Genomic DNA, 16,489 nt, shown 5'->3' on the forward strand with positions numbered 1-16,489 from the left:
TTATTAAAATCTATCTATTGCTTCTTGTACTTTTTCTTCTTTCACACATAATGCAAATCGAATATATCCTTCTCCATTAGAACCAAAAATAGTTCCCGGTGCGATAAAAATATATTTCTCATGTAAAATCGTATCGATGAACTCCTCTGCCGATTGGATTCCTTCCGGTAATTTTGCCCAAACAAACAATCCAACTCCTTCTTTATACACTTTACATCCTAATTTTTCAGCCAATTGTTCGGTTAAAACTCGGCGTTTTTTATAAATTTCATTCATGGAATCAAACCATGATTTATCACTTTTTAAAGCTTCGATAGCACCTTTTTGGATTCCATAGAACATTCCACTATCCATATTACTTTTAACTCTTAAAACCGCATCAATCAATTCGGCATTTCCAGAAACCATTCCAACTCTCCATCCTGCCATGTTAAAAGTCTTGCTTAAGGAATTTAACTCCAAAGCTACTTCTTTAGCACCTTCAACCTGTAGCAAACTCATCGGACTATCGTTCAAAACAAAACTATACGGATTGTCATTCACTAATAGTATGTTGTTTTTCTTAGCAAAAGCTACTAACTTTTCAAACAAGGATAAACTTCCTCTGGCGCCTGTAGGCATATGCGGATAACCTATCCACATTAATTTCACTTTAGACAGATCTAATTTTTCTAATGCTTCAAAATCAGGCTCCCAATTATTACTTTCTTTCAAATCATAATACACAGCTTCTGCTCCTACTAAATTCGTAACCGAAGTATAGGTAGGATATCCGGGATTAGGAATCAAAACCTGATCTCCTTCGTTTAAGAAAGCCAATGAAATATGCATAATACCTTCTTTAGACCCCATTAAAGGTAAAATCTCCGTATTCGAATTTAAGCTCACCTGAAAATTATTCATGTAAAAATCAGCTATGCTTTTACGCAACTCAGGTAATCCTTGATAACTTTGATACCCATGAGCATTTTCCTCTTGAATTGCCAAAGTTACAGCATCAATAACCGCCTGAGAAGGTGCTAAGTCAGGACTTCCAATTCCCATATTGATAATTGGTTTTCCCTCTGAAGCTAATTGTCTCACTTCTCTTAACTTCGATGAAAAGTAGTATTCCTCAACGGTATTTAATCTATTGGCTGTTGTAATCATTTTTATTTTGGCTTTTTGAACGATTCTCGGTTTCCGAGTATTAACAATCTGCTTATATTTTCTTTTCTAATAGTAATTATTTCAACAAAGGCTTTGTATTTCGATACTCACCTAAGATTTTAAAATATTCTGCCATAATGGCTAACAAGGATTTTGCTTTAGCAAAATCTTCATAATTCTCAAAAGTGACATCCACAAAAAAGGAATATTTCCAAGGAGTTTCAATTTTGGGCAATGATTGAATTTTGGTCAAATTCATTTTACAATCACTCATTACATTCAAAACCGCAGCTAAACTTCCTCTTTTATGATCTAATTCAAATTTCATTGAAGCTCTGTTGATTTCATTTTCCGGAACAAACGAATTTTCTTTGTTAATAATCACAAAACGTGTCATATTATTTTTTATCGTTTGAATTTCTGGAGCTAAAATTTCTAAACCATACATCTCAGCGGCAACTTTACTCGCAATGGCAGCAACTCCTTTTAATTGGTTTTGCTGAATTCTTCTAGCCGTTTCAGCCGTATCCTTATCTTCAACTAGCTTAATATGGGGATATTGTTTTAAATAATCCATACATTGTAACAATGCCATCGGATGTGAATACACTTCTTTAATGTCCTCAATTGTTTGACCTTTCAAAGCCATTAAATTTTGATGAATACTCAAATAATGTTCACCAATAATGTGCAAGTTATTTTTATCGATTAAGGCATAATTAGGAATAATGGGACCAGCGATAGAATTTTCAATTGCCATTACTGCTTGATTTGACTTTCCTGTCAACAAACTATCTACTAATTCATCAAAAGAAAGACACTCATCTACTACTACATCTTGTCCATAATACTCCTGAGCCACCTGATGATGAAAAGACCCTAAAATACCTTGTATCGCAATTTTTGTTTCCATTTATTCAAAAAAAAATCCTGATTTTCATCAGGATTGTATACTAGTTTTATTTGTTTATTTTAATTTTCAAATTACCATAGCACAATCCTTATCTCTCGCTAAAGAAATAAAATGAATTGCTAAAATAAAAACGGTTATTTGACATCTTAAAGTATAAATTATCTTGAATTACTTTTTTTAACGCTGGCAAATTTATGACAAAAATCCAATTACGCAAAAAATATTTAAGTTTTTTTTATAAAAAATTATCTTTTTACTCTCGTAGGAGTACTAACACCATTAATAATGCTATTTGAACTTATAGCAATTGCTTTGATAATTTCTGACATATTATCCAAATCTAGCGTACTTACCTCATCAGACAACTTATGATAATTAGGTTCGATATCCATTTTTGAAGTAGAAATGGTATGCGCTGGAACCCCTAGAGCCGCCAGAGTTGCATTATCCGAACGATAAAATAAATTTTCAGCTGGATATGGGTCTGGATAGAACTTAAAATTAGATTGTGCTAAGTTTTGTTGCAAAATTGTTCCAAAACTAGATTTATCAAAACCGGTTATATAAGCCGAATTTTTACCCCACTTACTTTCAGTTCCAATCATTTCAATATTAAACATTGCCACTACCTTACTAGCATCGATACTTTTTGAAAATTCTTTCGAACCATATCCACCCACTTCTTCAGCAGTAAATACAACAAAAACAATCGTTCTTTCATTTAATTTATTTTCCTTAAAATACTTTGCTAATGCAATTACAGCCGTTGTTCCGGAAGCATCATCATTAGCTCCATTGTATACCTTATCTTCTCCACTTTCAACCAAACCTAAATGATCATAATGAGCTGAAAATACCACATACTCATCGGCCTTACTTTTTCCAGGAAGTACTCCTACCACATTATTCGCAGCTTTTCCTTTTATTTTAAACTCCTGACGGTAATTTTTTAAATCAGCATAAAATGAAAGACCAATATTCTTGAATTAATTTTCAATAAAAGCGGAAGATTTTTCGATTCCAGCTGAAAACATCGCTCTTCCTTCCATCGCATCCTAAGCCAAAGCCTCTTCAATTCTTACGATATTATTCTTTTCAATTCCCGGAACATTCTGTGCCTGAGTAAGACAACCCAAAAAAGCAAATAGCAAAACACTTATTTTTCTCATCGTTTATTTATTAGATATTTTAATTTTTCCAAATATATAAATCCAAAGCCTATGTTTTTAAAATACAAACAATTTTCTAATTACTTTTGCAGACAAATAACTAGCTATGTCAATAGAAGTAAAAAATATTTCGAAAAGTTATGGCACTCAAAAAGCCTTAGATAATATTTCATTTTCAATTCAAAAAGGAGAAATAGTGGGGTTTCTAGGACCTAATGGAGCTGGAAAATCGACCTTAATGAAAATATTGACCACTTATTTGACTCCAGACGAAGGCACTGCAATGGTAAATGAAAACGATATTCTTAGCAATCCAAAAGAAGTTCAACTTTCCATAGGTTATTTGCCAGAACACAACCCTTTGTATCTGGATTTATACGTTAGAGAATATCTTGGTTTTAATGCCGATGTTTACAAAGTAGCCAAATCTAGAATTGATGAAGTCATTGAATTGACTGGCTTAAACACAGAAAGTCACAAAAAAATAGGCGGACTCTCTAAAGGATATCGCCAGCGTGTAGGCTTAGCCAATGCTTTACTACACAATCCTGATGTTTTAATTTTAGACGAACCAACAACTGGATTAGATCCTAATCAATTATTAGAAATTAGAAATGTGATTAGAGATGCTGGCAAAGACAAAACGGTTTTTCTTTCTACTCACATCATGCAAGAAGTAGAAGCTATTTGCGACCGCGTAATAATCATTAACAAAGGACAAATTGTAACAGACAAAAAACTAAACACCTTGATTACTGCCGATAAAGAACAGATTATTGAAGTGGAATTTGATTACCAAATCGAAGCGCAGGCAATTGCCAAAATACCTCATCTAAAATCCTATGTAAACACTCATGATTTTTCTTGGGAACTCACTTTTGTTGCCGATAAAGATATGCGCCCAGCTGTTTTTGACTTTGCCCATGACAACGGATTAAAAACGTTGCAACTCAATCAGAAAAATAAAAATCTTGAAGCGGTATTTAGAGAAATTACAAAATAATTCTCCTCCAAACTTTTAGGCACAGTTAGCCACATATAAATAAGCCTCGTTTAATCCATTTAAACGAGGCTTATTTTATTGTTTTAGTATTGACTAAAAAACTTGTTTTGCTATCTGCTGAATATTATCTGATTTACCCATTGAATAATAATGTACGCAAGGAGCACCAAAGTCAATCAATTCTTTTGATTGTTGTACTGCAAAATCAATTCCTATCTGACGAACAGCCGCATTATCTTTTGCCTGCTCAATAGCAGAAATCAAGTCTTGCGGCATATCCAACCAGAAAACCTGAGGCAATAATTGCAAATGACGTTTTACCGATACCGGCTTAATACCCGGAATAATAGGTACATTGATACCAATAGCGCGGGCAGCTTCAACAAATTTGAAATAACGTTGGTTATCAAAAAACATCTGAGTGACAATATAATCGGCACCAGCGTCTACCTTTTCTTTTAGACGTTTCAAATCAGCCTCTAAGCTAGGTGCTTCGATATGTTTTTCTGGATACCCAGCAACCCCTACGCAAAAATCAGGTGCGTTTTCAAGAGGCAATTCTCCGTGTAAAAACTTACCATTATTCATCGCCTTGATTTGTCTAACCAAATCTACAGCATAAGCATTTCCTCCTACTGTTGGTTCAAAATATTTCTCCCCTTTTATCGGGTCACCACGCAGCGCCACTAAATTATCAATTCCTAAATAGTGACAATCAACCAATAAATATTCGGTTTCTTCTTTAGTGAAACCACCACACAAAACGTGAGGTATAGCATCTACACCATATTTATGTTGGATAGAAGCACATATACCAACTGTCCCCGGACGCATACGAGTAATGCGACGATCAAAAAGCCCGTCTTTTTCAATATAAACGTATTCTTCTCTGGAAGTAGTTACATCAATAAATGGTGGCTTAAATTCCATTAACGGATCTATATTGGCATATAAGTCTTTGATATTACTTCCTTTTTGAGGTGGTACAATTTCGAAGGAAAACAACGCTTTTCCTTTGGCTGCTTCTAAATGTTCTGTTACTTTCATTTTTCCTCCCCCCACCCCTCCTAAAGGAGGGGAGATTGGGTATATTTAATTAAACAATTGTTTTTTTTATTCTCTCCTCCCCTTTAGGGGAGGTTGGGTGGGGATTAATCTGCAATATTAGGACTCAACCATTTTGTGGCTTTGTCAGTTGAAATACTTCTTCTTTTTGCGTAATCCACAACCTGATCTTCTTTTATTTTTCCAAGACCGAAATACTTACTTTGAGGATTTCCAAAATAATATCCCGAAACAGATGAAGCAGGCCACATAGCCATACTTTCTGTCAAAGTCACACCAATTTTCTCTTCTACATTTAACAATTTCCAAATGGTAGGTTTTTCTAAATGGTCTGGACAAGCCGGATAACCTGGAGCAGGACGGATTCCCTTATAACTTTCTTTGATTAATTCTTCATTCGTCAAAGATTCTTCGGCATCATACCCCCAGAAGTCTTTACGCACTTTTTCGTGTAAATATTCAGCGAAAGCTTCTGCAAAACGATCGGCTAAGGCTTTCACCATAATCGAATTATAATCGTCTAATTTATCACGATATTCATCAGCCCATTCATCAACTCCAAAACCGGTAGTCACACAGAAAGCTCCCATATAATCGGTTACTCCGTTATCTTTTGGCGCAATAAAATCGGCCAAGGCAATATTTGGAGCTCCTTTTGTTTTTTGTGATTGCTGACGTAAGGTTAAAAATTTTTCCAATTCTTTTCCATTTTCGTCGTACAATTGGATATCATCATCATTCACCTGATTTGCAGGAAATAATCCGTAAACCCCTTTAGCTTGTAATTTCTTTTCTTTCAAAATTACTTCTAACATTGCCTGAGCATCTTTAAACACTGCCGAAGCCTGTTCCCCAACCACTTCATCGGTTAGGATTGCTGGATATTTACCATGTAATTCCCATGTTTGAAAAAATGGTATCCAATCGATATAAGGAACTAAAACATCCAAATCTATTTCAATAGTTTGTACCCCAATCTGCTTTGGTTTTACTGGTGAATATTGCTCCCAATCCAATTGTAATTTATTTTTACGGGCATCTTCAATACTTAAGAAATTTTTATCTCTCGAACGATTTAAGAACTGCTCCCTTAAATTATCATATTCTTCGCGAATTGCAACCGTGTAGGATTCTTTATTATCGTCTAATAAATTTCCTGCTACTGTTACCGCTCTAGAAGCATCGTTTACATGAACTACCGTTGCCTTGTACTGAGGTGCAATTTTCACGGCTGTATGCGCACGCGAAGTAGTTGCTCCACCAATCATAACTGGGATTTTCATATTGCGTTTGTCTAATTCTTTCGCTAAGAAAACCATTTCATCCAGAGAAGGTGTAATCAAACCACTTAAACCGATGATATCTACCTCATGCTCTAAAGCAGCTGCAATAATTTTTTCTGGAGGAACCATCACCCCAAGGTCGATGATTTCATAATTATTACATGCCAATACCACCGAAACAATATTTTTACCAATATCATGCACATCCCCTTTTACGGTTGCCATCAATATTTTTCCATTCCCTTCTTTATCTCCTACTTGTTTCGAAGCTTCTATAAATGGTAATAAATAAGCCACCGCTTTTTTCATTACACGAGCCGATTTTACTACCTGTGGCAAGAACATTTTCCCTGAACCAAACAAATCCCCAACGACATTCATCCCTGCCATTAAATTGATTTCGATTACTTCAATCGGTTTTGTTGCTGCCAAACGAGCTTCCTCCACATCTTGCTCAATAAAAGCGTCAATTCCTTTTACCAAAGAGTGTGTAATTCTATCCTGAACCGATCCTGAACGCCATTCCTGCACTTCCGCTTCGGTATTTTTAGAACCAGTCCCTTTTACGCTTTCCGCAAAATCCAATAAACGTTCCGTTGCATCGTCTCTTCTGTCTAGAATTACATCTTCAACGTGCTCTAATAAATCTTTTGGAATGTCATCATAAATGGTCAACATTTCAGGATTGACAATTCCCATTGTCATACCCGCTTTGATAGCATGGTATAAGAAAACCGAGTGCATCGCTTCACGAACCACATCGTTTCCTCTGAACGAGAACGAAACGTTACTCACCCCACCACTAATGTGTGCGTGTGGTAAATTCTCGCGAACCCATTTGGTTCCTCTAAAGAAATCCAAGGCATTCAATCGGTGCTCTTCCATTCCGGTTGCAACAGGGAATATATTCAAATCGAAAATAATATCCTGCGGTGGAAAGTTTACTTTATTCACCAAGATATCATATGAACGTTGACAAATTTCAATACGACGCTCGTAATTATCAGCCTGACCTACTTCGTCAAAAGCCATCACAATTACCGCAGCTCCGTAACGCTTGATTAATTGGGCATGATGAATGAAAGCTTCTTCTCCTTCTTTCAACGAAATCGAGTTTACCACACATTTCCCCTGTACCACTTTCAATCCGGCTTCGATGATATGCCATTTCGAACTATCGATCATGATAGGCACACGGGCAATATCTGGTTCGGCAGCAATAAGGTTTAGGAATTTTACCATTGCATATTCACCGTCAAGCATTCCCTCATCCATATTGATATCGATAATTTGTGCTCCACCTTCTACCTGCTGTCTGGCGATATCCAATGCTTCATCGTATTTTTCTTCTTTGATTAATCGAAGAAATTTACGCGAACCCGTTACGTTAGTACGCTCACCCACGTTTACAAAAACACTTTTCGGCGTAATAATCAACGGTTCTAATCCCGATAAAACTAAATTTCTTCTTGCTTCTTCTGCTGCCATTTTTTTATTTTATTTTTATTCGTCCAAGTCATTGCGAGGAACGATTTGTCCGCCGTGGCGGAAGCAATCTCACTCTGTTATATCCGTTATGTGATTCCTTCGTTCCTCGGAATGACACAAACTGGGCTTTTATATTTTTTTCACGCAGATTTTGCAGATACAGCAGATTTATTATCTGCTAAAATCAGCGAAATCTGCGTGATTTTTTATTCTCTTTGTGGGCACGGATTACAAATCCGTGCTATCGGGACTAAACTTACTCAAACCTTTTAAAAGTTTTTTCCAATCAACAAACATTGAAATTTTTTCCAACTTACTAGTATCAATAATTTTCCCTACAAAAGGTTTCTCCTTTGTCAAATTATTAATTTGATTAATTATTTTTAAGTAAATTTTATCCGAAATATCATCATAAATAGAACATTCAAAAGCTTTTCCTATCAATTCGAATTGCTTTTTTCTTATACATTTATCAAACCTTTTTTTAATTTTTCTTTTATCATACGGATTTACTTCAAAAAAATATTTACCCCTTATTTGATTTCCTAAAACATATAGTTGAATCCATCCAATAACTTCATTATATGCATATCCATGTGAAAAACGATAAAACAAATCTGTTTTAATTACTTCAGTTTCTTTCTCTTGCCCTTTTAAATATGGAACTTGTAAATCAATTCTTTTTTGAAGTTTATCCAATTCTTTGGAATATATCACTTCAGAACATCTATAAACAGGTAATTCAAAAAAATGATTTTCCATAAATAATTATTTTCAAAAATTCTACAAACTAGCCGTTGAAACTCTTGGTTTATAATCCTTAGCGATTTCCGCAATTAATCGGATATGGTCTGGAGTTGTACCACAACAACCTCCAATGATATTGATTAAATTATCATCCAGATAACTCTTGATTTGTGCCTGCATTTCTGCTGGTGTTTCGTCATATTCTCCAAAGGCATTTGGCAATCCTGCATTAGGATGCGCCGACACATTGAATGAAGTATGCGAAGACAAGGTTTGCAAATACGGTTTCAATAAATCGGCTCCTAAAGCACAATTGAATCCAACGCTCAACAATGGAATATGCGAAACCGAAATCAAGAAAGCTTCTACCGTTTGTCCGGAAAGTGTTCTTCCCGAAGCATCGGTAATGGTTCCTGAAACCATGATTGGAATATCAATTCCTCTTTCTTCTTTTACTTCTTCGATAGCAAAAAGTGCTGCTTTAGCATTCAAAGTATCGAAAATTGTTTCTACCAACAACAAATCGCATCCACCATCCATCAAAGCTTCAACCTGTTGTTTGTAAGCAATGCGCAAATCATCAAAAGTTACCGCTCTGTATCCCGGATCATTCACATCCGGTGACATCGATGCTGTACGGTTTGTTGGCCCGATTGAACCCGCAACAAAACGAGGTTTCTCCGGATTCTTAACCGTAAACTCATCAGCTACCTGACGGGCAATTTTAGCCGACTCGTAGTTTAACTCATACACCAAGTCTTCCATGTGATAATCGGCCATACCGATGGTTGTTCCTGAGAACGTATTGGTTTCCACAATATCGGCTCCTGCCTCAAAATAAGCGGCATGCACTTCGGCAATGGCTTTAGGCTGGGTAAGTGACAACAAATCGTTATTTCCTTTTAGAGAATGTGGAAAATCCTTGAAGCGTTCGCCTCGAAAATCTTCTTCCGAAAAATTGTAGCGTTGCAACATGGTTCCCATAGCTCCATCGAGAACGAGTATTCTTTTTTTGATTTCTTCTTGAATGCTTGGCATAACTTATTTTTTTTGCCGCTAAGGCACTAAGGCACTAAGCTTTTTTTATACTTTTTTGTTTGATCTGCCGCTAAGACACAAAGGCGCTAGGTTTTTTATTTTCTCAAGAAAATACTACTATTACTCTCTAGCCCCGATAGAGCCGATATCTCCCGATTTAGAAAAACAAGGCTTTTTAGCCGTAGTTTTTATTTATCGGGAATAAAGGTGAAAGCGGGAATCCCTATTAACTGGTAATCCAGTTGTTTCGCTCCAAAAAATTTTTAAAAATTTGGAAATGCAAAGTAAAGCAATAGCCTTACCACTTGCAAGTAGTAAGGCTATTTATAATTGTAAACAACTGTGTGTTTTAGTTTATCGCTTTTACGACTGCTTTTGGTGCTTCTTTACGAGTACCATCAAATCCATCAACTCCTGATACAGTAGTATATTTCAATACATAACGTTTTCCTGGATTGATAATTTGGTAAGCCGCCTGACACATTAAAGTTGCTTCATGGAAACCACAAAGAATTAACTTTAATTTCCCTGGATACGTATTGATATCTCCGATAGCGAAGATTCCTGGAATGTTCGTTTGGTAATCCAAAGCATTGTTTACTTTGATCGCATTTTTTTCGATTTCTAACCCCCAGTTTCCGATAGGTCCTAATTTAGGCGTCAATCCGAAAAGTGGAATGAAATAATCACAAGGAATATTACGGTGTGCTCCGTTTTCGTCTAAATCTACTGACTCTACGTGCTCCGCTCCGTTGATTCCCACAACCTCAGCAGGAGTAATCAAGTGGATTTTACCCGCATTTTTTAATTCCTGTACTTTTTCAACAGAATCTAAAGCACCACGGAATTCGTTACGACGGTGAACCAAAGTTACTTCAGAAGCAACATCAGCTAAGAAGATACTCCAGTCTAAAGCTGAGTCTCCTCCTCCGGCGATAACTACACGCTTGTCTCTGAATTCTTCCGGATTTTTAATGAAGTATTTTACTCCTTTGTTTTCGTAGAATTCAATATCCTCGATTAAAGGTTTACGTGGTTCAAAACTTCCTAAACCACCTGCAATAGCAATTACTTTAGCATGAAATTCAGTTCCTTCGTTAGAAGTTACAATAAATGAACCATCTTCTTGCTTAACGATAGTTTCAGCACGTTCTCCCAAAGTAAATCCTGGCTCAAATTGCTTAATTTGCTCCATCAAGTTATCAACTAAATCTCCTGCTAAAACTTCAGGAAATCCTGGAATATCATAAATAGGTTTTTTTGGATACAATTCAGCTAATTGTCCACCTGGTTGTGGCAAAGCATCTAAGATGTGACATTTTAACTTCAATAAACCTGCTTCAAAAACGGCAAATAAACCAGTTGGACCGGCTCCTATTATAAGGATATCTGTTTCTATCATTTTTATTATTAATTATTCTTCTATTTGGCTCCTCCTATTCAGAAGAGGAAAACTAAACAGAAAGCTTGTGTTATACTTATTTTATTTTCTGCAAAGAAACGAAAGCTCTATTTTGTTTTTAATGACAAATATCAGCTGTGTATTCTTTGTCTTATTCTTTATTTTTTAATGAAGCGGTGATTTCATTCATTTTTTGAACTTTTTCTTCAAAATCACCCTTCAATGTTTTGCGATAATCATTAAGATTCTGTACCATTTGATTAATGTCTTCTGGTATTACTTCCTCAAAAAATTCCCTCAATCGTTTAGCCGTTGTGGGTGATTTTCCGTTAGTCGAAATAGCAATTTTGACATTTCCTTTGGTTACAATTCCTCCTAAATAATAATCACATAAATCAGGCGTATCAGCGATATTACAAATCAAATATCTTTTTCTAGACAACTCATAAACGCGCTTATTTACCTTTAAATCATCCGTACAAGCTATGACCATATGGCGTTTTTTCAACATTTTTTTCCTGAACTTTTTCTGTGTCAGTTTTACTGAAGGATGTGTTTCAGCAAGTGTAACTAATTCAGGCAAAAAACGTGGTGCAACCACTTCAACATTAGCATTTGGACTGGATTTAAGCAAGAAAGATAACTTTTCTAAACCTACATTACCTCCACCCACAATGAGTACACTAAGGTTGTGCAACTTTAAAAACACTGGATACAACTCATTACGTTCTAGCGCTGCCGACTGTGATCCATTTTCAATATTATCTTTATTCTCACTCATAATTTATTAATTATGCTTTAACTAAATCTTCTGTTCTGTAAGCTTCTAATTTGTCGAAAAACGAAATAGACTCTTGAATGTATTGCTTAGCGAAAGCTTCTGTAGGTTCATTTTTATTGATTTGGTAAACCAATTCTCTAAAAGATGTCTCTAAGTTAATTTTGTTCGAAGCTACAAAAACCGTATCAAATGAATCAATAATTCCAGCATGAGTATTTGTTTTTTCTTTTTCAGCAAGCAATAATGCTTTAGCTCCGTTTACAAATCCTGCATAAGCTAAGTAAATAGCATCAGACCATTTTTGTTCCTTCAAAGCTTCATTAGCCGAATCGATTTTTTCTTTAGCTTCGAATAATAAAGTAGCTACTAAGTCGATTACTACACCGGCACATTCTCCAACTCCCACTGCTTTCACATAGTTATCAGCATTACCCCAGTCTACAAAATCAGCTTCGGTAAGGTTCGTAACATCAGCTAATGGTTTTAAGAATTCGTAGAAATACTTTTCTCCTTTTGCATCATAATACTCTAAGAACTTAGCTCCATTAGCATTGGTTTCAAAATCATTTAAAATTAAACGCAAAGCTTCAGGACCACGACGGCTAGGAATTTTGATAACTTTATCAGAAAAACGTCCGTTTCCGTTTTCTAAATTTCCTCCACCTAACAATACTTGTAAAGCTGGCGCTACTAATTTTCCTGCATTGATTGACATTCCTTGGAAACCAATTGGCGCCATATTATGTTGCCCACAAGCATTCATACATCCACTAATTTTGATAGCAATTTCAGTATTATTAAGATATTGTGGGTATTCTGTTTTAATTACTCTTTCTAATTCATCAGCAATACCAGTACTACTAGCGATACCTAAATTACAAGTATCAGTACCCGGGCAAGCCGTGATATCTCCGATAGTATTGTAACCTAAATTAACCATATTTAATTTGGCTAATTCCTGGTAGAAGAACGGTAAATTTTCTTCTTTAATATTACGGATTACAATGTTTTGACGTAATGAAAAACGCAGTTCATTTGCTCCGTAGTTTTTAACCAAATCAGCTAATAATCTTGCTTTGTCAATGTAAAAATCTCCTAAAAGTACTTTTACACCAATCGCAACATATCCCGCTTGTTTTTGAGCAATCACATTTGATTTTTTCCAAGCTTCGTAAGCAGCAACATCATCAATTGTTACTGTTGGCACTTCTAATAAAGGCTCAGCAATTGGACCTTCAAAAGCAGTAGTATCAATTTCGTAACTATGGAATGGCAAAGCTTTTTTCTCTTCTTCTACCAAACGTAAAAATTCATCACGACCTAAATCTTTGATTAAGAATTTCAAACGTGCTTTAAGACGTTTAGCTCTTTCCCCATAACGGTCAAAAATACGAATAACCCCTTCAGCAGTTGGAATAATTTGGTTTACAGGAACGAATTCAGAAAGTAATTCAGCATGAGATGGTTGAGAACCTAATCCTCCACCTAACATAATTTTGAATCCTTTTTGTCCATCTACAATTTTAGGAATAAATCCTAAATCGTGTAAATAACTTAAAGCAGTATCTTTTTCTGAAGATGAGAACGAAATTTTAAATTTACGTCCCATTTCCTGACAGATTGGGTTACGCAACAAATATTGAAACAAACCATGTGCATAAGGAGTCACATCAAATGGCTCATCTACATCTACACCTGCTAATTCACTCGCTGTAATATTACGAACAGTGTTTCCACAAGCCTCTCTTAAAGTAATATCATCTTTAGCCAAATCAGCCCATAATTCAGGCGTTCTGTCTAAACTCACATAGTGAATTTGAATATCCTGACGAGTCGTAATGTGTAAACGACCTGTAGAATATTTCTCTGAAACATCAGTAATTCTTCTTAATTGCTCACTAGTAACTTTTCCGTAAGGCAATTTGATACGAATCATCTGAACACCTTCCTGACGTTGTCCGTAAATACCACGAGCTAAACGAAGACTACGAAAACGCTCATCGTCAATTTTCCCACCACGGAATGCGTGAATTTTTTTCTCTAAATCGATAATCTCTTTTTGGACAATCGGATTTTCTATTTCTGTTCTAAAACTTTCCATTTCTTTTTCTTTATTGTTTGGAGTTTATTGTTTAGAGTTGACAGCAAAACTATCAACTAAAAACTACAAACTATAAACTATTTGATAAACCCTACTCCTGCAGTTGTGTTCGTGTTTGGATCTATTAAGATAAAAGCTCCATTTGATTTATTATCTACATAAGAATCAAAATACAAGGCCTTACTTAATTTAATAGAAACTTCACCAATCTCATTAATCCCTAATTGAGATGCTGGTGTAGCCCCTGAATAATCAGTAGCAATTACATTTTTAATGCTATCTACTTTTGCCAAAACTCTGTTTGTATTGTGTTGTACCAAATATTTTGTTCCAGGAACTAATTTTTTGCTATCCATCCAACAAACCGTTGTTGTAATATCTTTTTCAATTTTTGGTAATTCGTCTGATTTTACAATCATATCACCTCTTGTTACATTGATATCATTTTCCAATTCAATAGTGATAGATGAACCAGCTACAGCTTCGTCATATTGTTGATCAAAGAAATGGATTTTAGACACTTTTGACTCCGTTAAAGAAGGCAATACAGTAACAGCATCTCCAACTTTAATATTGTTTCCGTATAATTTTCCTGCATATCCTCTGAAATCGTGGTACTCTTCTGTTTTAGGACGGATAACAGTCTGAACAGGGAAACGTGTTTTTCCTGTATCGTAAATATCTTTAGACTCTAACGCTTCTAAATGTTGTAGGATAGTTTGTCCTGTGTACCAAGGCATTTTCCCTAATGAATCTACTACATTGTCTCCTGTTAAAGCACTTAAAGGAATGTAGCTTACATTTTGCTCTTTATAATCACTTTTTGCATTCAATGCTTGGAAATCAGCTTTAATTTTGTTGAATACTTCTTCAGAATAGTCAACCAAATCCATTTTGTTTACCGCAACAATTACATCTTTTACTCTCAATAAATTATTGATAAAAAAGTGACGGTAGGTTTGCTCAATTACTCCTTTACGAGCATCAATCAAAATGATAGATACTTGCGAAGTTGAAGCTCCGGTAACCATGTTACGCGTATATTCTACGTGTCCTGGAGTGTCTGCGATAATATAACTTTTCTTAGCTGTAGAAAAATAAATATGTGCTACGTCAATTGTAATTCCTTGTTCTCTTTCTGCAACTAATCCGTCAGTAGCCAAAGAAAAATCTAAATAATCATATCCTTTTTGCTTACTACTTCTTTCAATTGCTTCTAATTTATCTGTTGTTAACGATTGTGTATCGTACAATAATCTTCCGATTAATGTACTCTTTCCGTCATCTACACTTCCTGCTGTTGCTATTTTTAAAACTTCCATTCTAACTATTTTGTTTCAGGCTTAAAGTTCCAACTTCATTCGAAACTTAAATCTGTATGTTTTTTTGATTCTTCTAACTTCTAACTCTTAACTTCTAACTTATTAAAAGTAACCTTGTTGTTTTCTTTTCTCCATCGCTGCTTCTGAACGTTTGTCGTCAATACGCGCTCCACGCTCCGAAATAGTTGACTGTCTAATTTCACCAACAACTTCGGCAATAGTACCAGCATAAGATTCAACAGCAGCAGTACAACTCATATCTCCCACAGTTCTAAAACGAACTACTCTTTCTTCTACTACCTCATCTTCGTCTTGATAAACAAATGGTGAGTGTGACCAAATCATTCCGTCTCTTACGAATACTTTACGTTTGTGTGAAAAATAAATAGATGGAATTTCAATTTGTTCTTGTTCGATGTAGCTCCAAACATCTAATTCTGTCCAGTTTGAAATTGGGAAAACACGAACATTTTGTCCTAATTCAATTTTACCATTCAATAAATCAAACAACTCAGGACGTTGGTTTTTCTCATCCCATTGACCAAAATCATCACGAACAGAAAAAATACGTTCTTTAGCTCTTGCTTTTTCTTCATCACGACGAGCCCCACCAATACAAGCATCAAATTTAAATTCTTCGATAGCATCCAGAAGAGTTGTTGTTTGCAAACTATTTCTACTTGCATAACGTCCTGTTTCTTCTACAACTTTACCTTGATCGATAGCATCCTGAACATTACGAACGATTAACTCTAATCCTAATTCTTTCACTAATTTATCTCTAAATTCGATAGTCTCAGGAAAGTTGTGTCCTGTATCAACGTGTAACAATGGAAAAGGAATTTTTGCAGGAAAGAACGCTTTTTGAGCTAATCTCACTAATGTAATTGAATCTTTTCCCCCTGAAAAAAGCAATACAGGTTTCTCAAATTGAGAAACAACTTCTCTAAATATGTAAATCGCTTCGCTTTCTAAAGCATTTGTTTTTAAAACTGAACTCATTTTTTTAATTTAAAAATTAAAAGATT

At 35.3% G+C, this 16,489-nt stretch carries 13 protein-coding genes; 1 reads left to right on the plus strand and 12 read right to left on the minus strand.

Translation table 11 applies throughout. The features are described from left to right. Window positions 1-3: 3 nt before the first annotated feature. From P5P90_RS07445 to P5P90_RS07455, 3 genes are all read right to left on the minus strand, one after another. On the minus strand, window positions 4-1,149 hold the full coding sequence (locus P5P90_RS07445) for a pyridoxal phosphate-dependent aminotransferase (protein WP_278034119.1): 1,146 nt from the start codon (window positions 1,147-1,149) through the stop codon (window positions 4-6). Window positions 1,150-1,225: 76 nt separating this feature from the next. Further along, window positions 1,226-2,062 (minus strand): prephenate dehydratase, encoded by an 837-nt coding sequence (locus tag P5P90_RS07450; protein WP_278034120.1) that lies wholly within the window; start codon window positions 2,060-2,062, stop codon window positions 1,226-1,228. 245 nt (window positions 2,063-2,307) lie between these two features. Continuing rightward, complete coding sequence (locus P5P90_RS07455; RefSeq protein WP_278034121.1) at window positions 2,308-2,964, minus strand: M20/M25/M40 family metallo-hydrolase; 657 nt, start codon at window positions 2,962-2,964, stop codon at window positions 2,308-2,310. Between the two features lie 373 nt (window positions 2,965-3,337). Here P5P90_RS07455 and gldA point away from each other — a divergent pair, with 373 nt between their 5' ends. Further along, window positions 3,338-4,234 carry a gliding motility-associated ABC transporter ATP-binding subunit GldA gene (gldA, locus tag P5P90_RS07460; protein ID WP_278034122.1) on the plus strand — a complete coding sequence of 299 codons (897 nt, stop codon included), beginning with the start codon at window positions 3,338-3,340 and terminating at the stop codon, window positions 4,232-4,234. Window positions 4,235-4,327: 93 nt separating this feature from the next. Here gldA and metF read toward each other — a convergent pair whose 3' ends face one another. The 9 genes from metF to cysD all read right to left on the minus strand — a co-directional run bounded on the left by metF (window position 4,328) and on the right by cysD (window position 16,463). Continuing rightward, complete coding sequence (metF, locus tag P5P90_RS07465; protein ID WP_278034123.1) at window positions 4,328-5,281, minus strand: methylenetetrahydrofolate reductase [NAD(P)H]; 954 nt, start codon at window positions 5,279-5,281, stop codon at window positions 4,328-4,330. Window positions 5,282-5,385: 104 nt separating this feature from the next. Then, window positions 5,386-8,070: a methionine synthase gene (gene metH / locus P5P90_RS07470; RefSeq protein WP_278034124.1), complete on the minus strand. Its 2,685-nt coding sequence runs from the start codon at window positions 8,068-8,070 to the stop codon at window positions 5,386-5,388. 228 nt (window positions 8,071-8,298) lie between these two features. Further along, window positions 8,299-8,832 carry a hypothetical protein gene (locus P5P90_RS07475; RefSeq protein WP_278034125.1) on the minus strand — a complete coding sequence of 178 codons (534 nt, stop codon included), beginning with the start codon at window positions 8,830-8,832 and terminating at the stop codon, window positions 8,299-8,301. 21 nt (window positions 8,833-8,853) lie between these two features. Continuing rightward, window positions 8,854-9,855 (minus strand): homocysteine S-methyltransferase family protein, encoded by a 1,002-nt coding sequence (locus tag P5P90_RS07480; RefSeq protein WP_278034126.1) that lies wholly within the window; start codon window positions 9,853-9,855, stop codon window positions 8,854-8,856. A gap of 349 nt (window positions 9,856-10,204) precedes the next feature. Further along, window positions 10,205-11,257 carry an NAD(P)/FAD-dependent oxidoreductase gene (locus P5P90_RS07485; RefSeq protein ID WP_278034127.1) on the minus strand — a complete coding sequence of 351 codons (1,053 nt, stop codon included), beginning with the start codon at window positions 11,255-11,257 and terminating at the stop codon, window positions 10,205-10,207. Between the two features lie 151 nt (window positions 11,258-11,408). Then, window positions 11,409-12,038, minus strand: a complete 630-nt coding sequence (locus P5P90_RS07490; RefSeq protein WP_278034128.1) for a precorrin-2 dehydrogenase/sirohydrochlorin ferrochelatase family protein — start codon at window positions 12,036-12,038, stop codon at window positions 11,409-11,411. 10 nt (window positions 12,039-12,048) lie between these two features. Continuing rightward, window positions 12,049-14,139: a nitrite reductase gene (locus P5P90_RS07495; protein ID WP_278034129.1), complete on the minus strand. Its 2,091-nt coding sequence runs from the start codon at window positions 14,137-14,139 to the stop codon at window positions 12,049-12,051. 77 nt (window positions 14,140-14,216) lie between these two features. Next, window positions 14,217-15,461, minus strand: a complete 1,245-nt coding sequence (locus P5P90_RS07500) for a sulfate adenylyltransferase subunit 1 (RefSeq protein WP_278034130.1) — start codon at window positions 15,459-15,461, stop codon at window positions 14,217-14,219. Window positions 15,462-15,563: 102 nt separating this feature from the next. Next, entirely contained in the window at window positions 15,564-16,463 is a 900-nt protein-coding gene (gene cysD, locus P5P90_RS07505; protein WP_278034131.1) for a sulfate adenylyltransferase subunit CysD, read from the minus strand. Window positions 16,464-16,489 lie beyond the last annotated feature (26 nt).

This window comes from Flavobacterium nitratireducens (assembly GCF_029625335.1).
Classification (GTDB): domain Bacteria; phylum Bacteroidota; class Bacteroidia; order Flavobacteriales; family Flavobacteriaceae; genus Flavobacterium; species Flavobacterium nitratireducens.